Source organism: Sphingomonas sp. HMP9 (assembly GCF_013374115.1).
Classification (GTDB): domain Bacteria; phylum Pseudomonadota; class Alphaproteobacteria; order Sphingomonadales; family Sphingomonadaceae; genus Sphingomonas.
The window spans coordinates 3,228,540-3,237,500 of the sequence record NZ_AP022673.1; the positions used below are offsets into that span (position 1 = coordinate 3,228,540).

Genomic DNA, 8,961 nt, shown 5'->3' on the forward strand with positions numbered 1-8,961 from the left:
TTGCTGGTCAGCGCGGCGTCAGCAGCTTGTCCAGCCCGCCGTCACCTGTACCCACCTTCTGGAGCCGCGGATAGCGCGGGCCGTCATGGTAATCGAGCAAGATGTCGCGAAAACGGTCGTTGTTCTTTACAGTGAGGCGGATCGGCACCTTCGTGCCCTTGGCTGCTAGGATCGCCGCCTTGATACGATCGGCCGAATAGGCCTCGGCGTTGACCGCCTCGATCTCGGTGCCGACGTCGAGACCGGCCTTGAACGCGGGGCTATCCCAGATCGAGGAGGTGACGACGCCCTCCTTGTTGATCACCATGCCGAGCGAATAGCTGACATCGGTGCCGCGCGTCTTCTCCGCCTGCTTCAGATACGGGCTCTGCTCGGGGCCGTAGACCAGCTTGTAGCCGTTCATCGCGAAGCCGTTGATCGGCGCGGGCTTGCCCGTCTCGGTGAGGCGCGTGTCGAGGAACGTCGCCCAGTCATAGGGGACGATGCCGTTCAGCGTCTTGGCGACGTCGGCGAAGGTGTAGGTCAGTTCGCCGTAATCGCCGTCGCGGACGCCGAAAAAGGCTCGCGCGAAATCGTCGATCGACTTGGTCCCGCCCGACTTCTGGCGGAGCATCGCGTCGACCTCCATCCAGACCATCAGACCCTCGTTGTAATAATCCTCCGACCGCTGCCAGCTGGTCCAGCCCTTGGGCTTGCGCGCGGAGATGACGGGATCGTTGGTGGTGTCGATCAGCGGGCGCCATTCGCGACCCTTTGCGCTGTCGTAGATGCCGAGGATCGAGGCATAGCCGTCGAGCGTGTCCTGCTTGCTGACGAGGCCTGACCGCGCTTGGAGGACATAACCCCAGAACTGCGTCTGCCCCTCATACACCCACAGCAGCGAATCGCGCATCGGCGTACGGAAGTCGGGCGTCCACAAGTCTGCACCGCGGCGGAACTTGCCGTCCCAACTATGCGTGAACTCATGTGGCAGCAGGTTCCGCGCGGCGGCGCCCGTTTCCCATTCGGTGAAATAGCCCGGACGTACACCGTTCTCCGAGCTGCGGTGATGCTCGAGGCCGATCCCGCCGAGCTGGTCGGTGATCGACAGCAGGAATTCATAGTGATCGTAATGCTGTGCGCCGAAGGTCTTGGCGGCCTGGTCGACGAGCCGCTTGTGCGCGTCGATCTGCTCTGGCTTGGCGGCGAGCTGGTCGGGGCTGTCGGCGAACACGTTGAGATCGACGCGCGGGCTGAGCGGCCAGACCTTGCCGTATTTGCCCGCGAGCGTCGGCGAATCGACGAGGATCTCGTAGTTGGTCGTGTCGTAGCTGTAGGTCGAGCCCGACACCTTAGCCGGTACCGCACCCGCCGCGGTCCAGCCAGCTGGGTAGGTCGCGGTCATCTTGATCGGGATCTGGCGCGTGAAATAGCCCGCCGGGTAGAGGCTGACGAGGTTGGGCTGGAGGCTGACCATCGTCGGCGTCATCACGATGCGGCCCTGGTCGCCCTTGGTCGCGGAGATGAACTGGAATTCGGCGACCAGCGTCTTTGCGCCCGTCGGCACGTCGATGTGGAACGCGAAGACGTCGACCGGATCGCGCGTCCAGGGGACGATCTTGCCGTTCGCGCGGATCACGAGACCGGCGAGCTTCTCGATCTCGCCGCGGGGGGAATGCGCGCCGGGCAGCCATTTCGGGTAGAGCAGCGCCATCGGGCCGGACTTGGCGACCGGGATTGTCTCCTTCACGCGGAAGATGCCGCGCTCGGTATCGGTCGCGTCGACGTCGAGCAGCAGCGTGCCGGGATAGGGCGTGTCGACCGCGTCGGGGATCGTGTCGACGAACGGCACCGGTTGCGGCGCGGTGTTGCCGGCGGGAACCTGCGCGAGCGCAGGACCAGCGGCGGACATTGCAGACGCGAGCAGGGATGCGACGAGAAGCTTGCGGATCAAGGAAGGGCCTTCCGGCTGAGAGACGATGATACGAGGTGTAATCGGGGTAAAGGGCAGTCGTCCAGTCCTTTACCGGAGTGTGGGTCAAGCATGCGCTTACGCTGCCCTTGCCGTCATCCTGACGCCGCCCCCGTCATCCTGACGCCCCCCGTCATCCTGACGAAAGTCAGGATCCAAGGTTACGGGCGCCGGCGTGTCTGGCTCTGGGTCCTGACTTTCGTCAGGATGACGGAGCGCGTGGGCCGCGTCAGCCACTCCCGAGCACGTTGATCGTGAACGCCAGCACGCCGATGTTGAACACGAACGCCGCCATGCACTGGCCGAGCGCGGCCTTGCGCACGCGGCGCGCGGTGATCTCGACGTCCGAGGTCTGGAACGTCATCCCCAGCGTGAATGCGAAATAGGCGAAGTCCCAATAGTCCGGCTCGTCGCAGCTCGGGAAATCGAGCCCTTTCGCGTCCTTCCCCTCCGGATCGTCGACATAATAGAGATGCGCATAGTGCAGCGTGTAGATCATGTTCGAGAACAGCCACGCGAGCGCCAGCGTCGTGATCGTCAGCGCGATTCCGACCGCGTCGTTCTTGCCCTGCAACTCCTTCGCCACCGCGACCAGGATGACGAGCATGATCGTCCCACTGAACCCGAGCAGCACCGCGCGGTTGGCGTCGTTCTCCTCGGCAGCGCGCCGCATCCGCTCGGCGGTGGCGTTGCGGAACAGTGTGCCGACCGCGATCAGGAACACCGCGGCGGCGAGGTCGAAGGCCCCCATCGTGCCGCGTCCGAGCCCGAAGCGCGGGATCATCGTCACCAGCCCGATCACGAAGACCAGCACGAACAGGACGAAGCGCGGCGGGGCAACGCGTTGGCCCAGGCCCCAATATCTGGCTTTGCTAGTCATGGCACGGCGCTAGCGCTTCGCGGGCACGTCGCCTAGATACGCGCGCATCATGGCAAGAATAGAAACTCCGCGCCGCATTCGTGGCACCCAGGACATTTTCGGCAACGAGCAGCGCCGGTTCGCGCACGTCCTGTCGACGTTCGAGCGCGTGCGGGCGCTGTATTGCTTCCAGCGCGTCGATATCCCGGTGTTCGAGTCGACCGCGGTGTTCGCCCGCTCGCTCGGCGAGACGACCGATGTCGTGTCGAAGGAGATGTACACGTTCGAGGATCGCGGTGGCGATTCGCTGACGCTGCGGCCCGAATTCACCGCCGGCATCGCGCGCGCCTATCTGACCGAGGGCTGGCAGCAGTTCGCGCCGCTCAAGATCACGACCAGCGGCCCGGTGTTCCGCTACGAACGCCCGCAAAAGGGGCGGTTCCGGCAGTTTCACCAGATCGACGCCGAGGTGATCGGCGCGGCCGAACCGGCGGCGGACGTCGAACTCCTGGTGCTGGCGGATCAGTTGCTCCGCGAACTCGGCATTGCCGACGGCGTGACGCTCCAGCTCAACACGCTGGGCGATGCGGAGACGCGCGACGCGTGGCGCGCCGCGCTGGTCGCGCATTTCGAGGCGCATCGCGGTGAGCTGTCCGAAGACAGCCTGACCCGGCTCGAGAAGAACCCGATGCGGATCCTCGATTCGAAGGATCCGCGCGACCGCCCGATCGCCGACAGTGCGCCCGATATCGATGCGTATCTGACGCCCGAGGCGCGCGCGTTCTTCGACGCGGTGACCACCGGGCTCGATGCGGCCGGCGTCGCGTGGGAGCGCAATGCGCGGCTGGTCCGCGGGCTCGATTACTACCGCCACACCGCGTTCGAGTTCGTGACCGACCGGCTGGGTTCGCAGGGCACCGTGCTGGCCGGCGGCCGCTATGACGGGTTGATCGGCTCGCTCGGCGGGCCCGAGACGGCGGGTGTGGGCTGGGCTGCGGGCGTCGAGCGGCTCGCGATGTTGCTGGAGGAGCCGGCCGCGGCAACGATCGACGCCGTCGTCGTACCGATGGGCGCAGACGCCGAAGCGCGCGCGATGGGTATCGTCGCGGACCTTCGCCGTGCAGGCGTTGCGGTCGAGATGGCCTACAAGGGCAAGATGAAGGCGCGGATGGCGAAGGCCGACGCGCTCGGCGCGCGCTTCGCGATCATCCTCGGCGACAACGAGCTCGCCAAGGGCGTCGCTGCCGTGAAGACGCTTGGCGCGGGCACGCAGGCCGAAGTCGCCTTCGCCGATCTGGCGGAGGCGTTGCGTTGAGCCTCCCCGTCATCCCAGCGCAGGCTGGGATCCAGAGCCATGAAGGCTGCGCTCTGTTACTCTGGATCCCAGCCTGCGCTGGGATGACGGAAGAGGGAGCGCGCGCATGACCCAGATCTCCCCAGACCGCATCCGCGCGATCGAGGCGCGGCGGGACGAGCTGCAGGCGCTGATGTCGACCGGCGACCTCCCCTCGGACCGCTTTGTCGCGGTGTCGAAGGAATATGCCGAGCTCGAACCCGTAGCCCAAGCCGCCACCGAAGTGCGCCGGCTGCGGCAGGAGGCGGAGAGCCTTGCCTTCATGGCCGAGGATGCCGACGACGAGCTGCGCGCGATGGCATCGGATGAGCTGCACGAGAACCGCGCGCTGCTCGAAACCGCCGACCGCAAGCTAGCGCTCGCATTGCTCCCGCGCGATTCCGCCGACGAGCGCTCGGCGATGCTCGAAGTCCGCGCCGGCACCGGTGGCGACGAGGCGGCGCTGTTCGCGGGCGACCTGTTCCGCATGTACCAGCGTTATGCCGAATCGCAGGGCTGGCGGGTGGAGATGATCTCGGGCTCGTCGTCCGATGCGGGTGGCTTCAAGGAAGTCGTCGCCAGCGTCACCGGCCAGGGCGTGTTCGCGAAACTGAAGTTCGAGAGCGGCGTCCACCGCGTCCAGCGCGTGCCCACCACCGAGGCCGGCGGGCGGATCCACACGTCCGCGGCAACGGTGGCGGTGCTGCCCGAGGCAGAGGAGGTCGACGTCAAGATCGACGACAAGGACCTCCGCATCGACGTCTATCGCTCGTCGGGCCCGGGCGGGCAGTCGGTCAACACTACGGACAGCGCGGTGCGGATCGTCCACATCCCGACCGGGCTGACGGTGATCCAGCAGGACGAGAAGTCGCAGCACAAGAACAAGGCGAAGGCTTTGCGCGTGCTGCGGACCCGTCTCTACGAGGCGGAGCGCGACCGGTTGCACGCCGAGCGCGCGGGCGCGCGCAAATCGATGGTCGGGTCGGGCGATCGCTCGGAGCGGATCCGGACGTATAACTTCCCGCAAGGGCGCGTGACCGATCACCGCATCAACCTGACGCTGCACCGCCTGCCGGAGATCGTCGCGGGCGAGATGGACGAGCTGATCGGCGCGCTGGTGTCGCAGGACGAGGCGGACCGGCTGGCGCAGCTGGATGGGTGAGCCGCTCTCCTGCTCCCCCGCCCGCAAGCGGGAGGGGGCCGGGGGGTGGGCTCGCGCGGCGTTTCAGGCGGGCGGGTCGCTCTGGTCCTTCGACCCATTGTTAACGGTGCGTTCGCGGTGAGCGCGAGCCCACCCCCCAACCCCCTCCCGCACGTGGGCGGGGGGGTAAATACGGCGCTCGCCGCCGCCGCTGCGCAGTTCGCCTTCTCCGCAACGCCGCGGCTCGATGCCGAACTGCTCATGGCGCACGCACTCGGCGTCGAGCGTAACGCCATCTTCCTCGACCCGACGCGCTACGCCGTCCCTGCCACCTTCGCCGACCTCGTCGAGCGCCGGCTCCGCCATGAGCCGATCGCCTATATCACCGGCACCCGCGGCTTCTGGTCGATTGACCTTGCGATCGGCCCCGGCGCGCTCGTTCCCCGCGCCGACAGCGAAACACTCCTTGTCGCCGCCCAAAAACACTTCGCGGGCCGCGCGCCTGCAACCGTGCTCGACCTCGGCACCGGCCCCGGCACGCTGCTCCTCGCCGCGCTCGACGAATGGCCCGCCCGCGGTCTCGGAGTCGATTATTCCCCCCAAGCACTCGACTATGCCCGCGCCAACGCCGCCGCGCTTGGCATGACCGAACGCGCCAGCTTCGTCCGCGGGAGTTGGGCCAGCGCAATCGTCGGCCAGTTCGACCTGATCCTCGCCAACCCGCCCTACATCGCCACCGACGAGCAACTCCCGCCCGAAGTGCATGACCACGAGCCGCACGCTGCGCTCTTCGCCGGCGCGGATGGGCTCGACGACTACCGCATCCTTGCCGGGCAACTCCCGGCCTTGATCGCCCCCGGCGGCGCGGCGGTGATCGAGATCGGCGCGACGCAAGGCCCGTCCGTGACCGCACTGCTCGAAGCGCAAGGTTTGCTTGTCACGCTCCACCACGACTACGGCAACAACCCGCGCGCGCTGGTTGCAATCCAAGGCCATGGGACTTGAACAATCTGGCGCTAAACCTCACATTTCACTTGTAGTAGGTCCCTTGCGGACGCTATCACATGGGCAGGGGCACGCAATCTCGACATTTTGGTCGGTTTTTAGCGTTGACCCGCATCCTTCGCTTTGAGGTCGCTGCAGTCCGGCGGCCCTGGCAAGCTCGACGCACCGATCTCGTATAGATCGTCGGTGCGCGGCGGGGGGTTTGCACCGCATTTTCGGAGCACGACCAGATTTTGGTTCGACGACTGAGGACACAAGCTTGATCAACAACCGGCAAGCCGGCCGCCGTCGCGGTCGTGGCAACAATAATAATGGCGGCGGCGGTAGTGGTGGCGGTCAACGCCAAGGCGGCGGTGGTGGCCAGGGCGGTCGCGATACCGGCAACCGCATCGACAGCCGCGCGCGCGGCAACGCGAGCCAGCTGTACGAGAAGTACAAGAACCTCGCGCGCGACGCGCAGCAGCAGGGCGACCGCGTCAACATCGAATATTACCTCCAGTTCGCGGACCATTATTTCCGCGTCCTGAGCGAAACGCGCGCCCGGTTCGAAGAGAGCCAGCCGCAGGCGCAGCAGCAGCCGCGTCGCCAGCAGCCGTTCGACCTCGACGGTGACGACGATTACGGCGACGAGGGCGAGCCGATCCGCTCGGGCGAGCAGCAGGGTGCGCCGGAGCAGGGCCGCACTGAGCAGAATGGCGGCCAGCAGAACGGCCAGTACCAGAACGCACCCCGCCAGAACCGCGAAGGCCAGAACCGCGAGGACCGTCCTCAGCGCGACGACCGGCCGCAGCGTGAAGAGCGCCCACGGTACGAGAGCAACCGCTATGAAGGTCAGCGCAACGAGGGTCCCCGTAGCGAAGGCCCTCGTAGCGAAGGCCCCCGTAACGAAGGGCAGCGCGAGGACCGCGTCCGCGGCGACAGCCCGCGTAACCAGCGCAACACGCAATCGCGTGATGCCCAGCCCCGCGATGCCCAGCCACGCGACGACCGCAACGGCGAGGAGCAGGGTCAGGCACGCGAGGCGCAGGCGCGTGAGAGCCAGCCGCGTGACGAACAGGTCCGTGAGCCACGCAGCGATTACCGCGATACGCCGCAGCGCGAGACGGTCCGTCGCACGCCCCGCGTGAGCGCGCCGGTCGCCAATGCCAATCAGGATTCGGAAGCCGACGCGGTCCGTTCGGTAACCGAAGCCCCGGAACAGGCTGCGCAGCCGACCGAAGCCGTCGAGACGACGATGCCCGTCGCCGCGACCGAGGAGCAGCCCCGCCGTCGCGGTCGCCCGCGCCGCGATCGCAGCCTCGACGCACCCGTTGCGACCGAAGATGCAGCACCGACCGCCTTCGATGCGGATCGTCTGCCGCCATCGCTCGGCATCTCGGCAATCACGCCGACGCCAGCGCCAGCGCCAATGGCCGAAACGACCGCCGCCAGCGAAGCGGCGCCTGAGGAAAAGCCCCGCCGTCGCCGTGTCCGTGCAGTGCCGGACGAGGTCGCAGGCTGAGCCTGTCATCCCGGACTCGTCAGGGGTTTAGTTGAGGCTCAAAAAGGCCGGTGCCGCATCACGCGACACCGGTCTTTTTTATGCCCGACGTCCGGCCCCCCGCACGCTCATTCGATCCGCGTCACGTCCTCGTCATGCCCGCTTCCCGAGCTGAGGAACACGAGCCCCATCAGCAGTCCGGCCAGCATCACCGATCCGCCGACGCCGCCCATCACCGCAAGCATCGTCACCAGATGCAGCGGGCCCTGCACATGCGCCATCGCCGCGATGACTGCTGCGACGCAGACTGCCGCCGCCAGCACCATCCACGCCATGATCTCGCGAAAGCGTGCCCATGCGAACGCAGCGTAGTGCGGGTCGTCCAACCCGGCCGGTGGTTCAGGCAGTCGATCGGTCATCGCTTCACATTGCCGCGCAAACATGGTTTCCTCAAGCCAGGCGCAACAGACGCAGTTGAGGAGAGGCGAAGATGACGATCGCGGCGATCCTGAAGGACAAGGGCGACATACAGTCGCTGACCCCAGACTCAACTATGGCCCAGGCCGTGGCGCTGCTTGCCGAGAAGCGGATCGGCGCCGCGCCGGTGCTCGACGGGGACCGGGTCGTCGGCATATTTTCCGAACGCGACGTCATCCATTGCCTGCAATCGGATGGTGCCGCTGCGCTGGAGCGGCGGATTGGCGACGTGATGACCACCGCGGTGAAGTCGGTCGGACCGAACGAATCCGCGATCGGCGCGCTGTCGCTGATGACTCAGCGGCGGATCCGCCATCTGCCGGTGCTCGAGGGCGAAACGCTCGTGGGATTCGTGTCGATCGGCGATCTCGTCAAATACCGTATCGACCGGATCGAAGCCGATGCCGCGGCAATGCGCGAATACATCCAGTCCGCCTAGACTGGCCGGCGAGTCCGGCTTCCTAGTCGAGCTGGCTAGACTAAGCGGCCACTGGCTGTTTGCGCGCGACCGCGATCAGTTCGCGGACCGTCGCCCGCGCAAAGATCAGCATCCACGCCGCATAGACCGCCGCACCGATAGCCACGAGGATCGCCAGCCGCCAATGCGCGCCGAGCGGCGGCAGCATGTGATCCACCAGGCCGACGATCAGCGCCATCGCGATCGCTGCCAGTGCCGGCGATGCGACCGCGCGCGCGACGTCTCGCGCGCGCACGC

At 66.9% G+C, this 8,961-nt stretch carries 9 protein-coding genes (1 of these 9 cut by a window edge); 5 read left to right on the forward strand and 4 right to left on the reverse strand.

Annotated elements, in window-relative coordinates:
• Positions 1-7 precede the first annotated feature (7 nt).
• Together HMP09_RS14565 and HMP09_RS14570 are read right to left on the reverse strand one after the other, a co-directional pair.
• Positions 8-1,891 (reverse strand): M61 family metallopeptidase, encoded by a 1,884-nt coding sequence (locus tag HMP09_RS14565; protein WP_443026471.1) that lies wholly within the window; start codon positions 1,889-1,891, stop codon positions 8-10.
• Between the two features lie 289 nt (positions 1,892-2,180).
• On the reverse strand, positions 2,181-2,831 hold the full coding sequence (locus HMP09_RS14570) for a DUF1345 domain-containing protein (RefSeq protein WP_176500962.1): 651 nt from the start codon (positions 2,829-2,831) through the stop codon (positions 2,181-2,183).
• Positions 2,832-2,880: 49 nt separating this feature from the next.
• On the opposite strand from HMP09_RS14570, the gene hisS reads away from it, so the two are divergent.
• From hisS to HMP09_RS14590, 4 genes are all read left to right on the forward strand, one after another.
• Positions 2,881-4,125 (forward strand): histidine--tRNA ligase, encoded by a 1,245-nt coding sequence (gene hisS, locus HMP09_RS14575; RefSeq protein ID WP_176500963.1) that lies wholly within the window; start codon positions 2,881-2,883, stop codon positions 4,123-4,125.
• A gap of 106 nt (positions 4,126-4,231) precedes the next feature.
• Positions 4,232-5,305: a peptide chain release factor 1 gene (prfA, locus tag HMP09_RS14580; protein ID WP_176500964.1), complete on the forward strand. Its 1,074-nt coding sequence runs from the start codon at positions 4,232-4,234 to the stop codon at positions 5,303-5,305.
• 153 nt (positions 5,306-5,458) lie between these two features.
• Positions 5,459-6,289 carry a peptide chain release factor N(5)-glutamine methyltransferase gene (prmC, locus tag HMP09_RS14585; protein WP_176500965.1) on the forward strand — a complete coding sequence of 277 codons (831 nt, stop codon included), beginning with the start codon at positions 5,459-5,461 and terminating at the stop codon, positions 6,287-6,289.
• A 259-nt stretch (positions 6,290-6,548) separates the two neighbouring features.
• Positions 6,549-7,790 carry a DUF4167 domain-containing protein gene (locus tag HMP09_RS14590; RefSeq protein WP_176500966.1) on the forward strand — a complete coding sequence of 414 codons (1,242 nt, stop codon included), beginning with the start codon at positions 6,549-6,551 and terminating at the stop codon, positions 7,788-7,790.
• Between the two features lie 107 nt (positions 7,791-7,897).
• Here the strand turns inward: HMP09_RS14590 and HMP09_RS14595 are convergent, their stop codons facing one another.
• Positions 7,898-8,188, reverse strand: a complete 291-nt coding sequence (locus HMP09_RS14595; protein WP_232090340.1) for a hypothetical protein — start codon at positions 8,186-8,188, stop codon at positions 7,898-7,900.
• A 71-nt stretch (positions 8,189-8,259) separates the two neighbouring features.
• Between HMP09_RS14595 and HMP09_RS14600 the strand changes: the two genes are divergently transcribed.
• A complete protein-coding gene (locus tag HMP09_RS14600) occupies positions 8,260-8,685 on the forward strand; it encodes a CBS domain-containing protein (RefSeq protein ID WP_176500967.1) in 426 nt (141 codons plus the stop codon).
• 40 nt (positions 8,686-8,725) lie between these two features.
• Here HMP09_RS14600 and HMP09_RS14605 read toward each other — a convergent pair whose 3' ends face one another.
• Positions 8,726-8,961, reverse strand: the final stretch of a protein-coding gene (locus HMP09_RS14605) for a lipopolysaccharide biosynthesis protein (protein WP_232090342.1). It continues 1,276 nt past the right edge of the window; the window shows 236 of its 1,512 coding nt (coding positions 1,277-1,512); its start codon lies off the right edge, out of view; it ends in the stop codon at positions 8,726-8,728.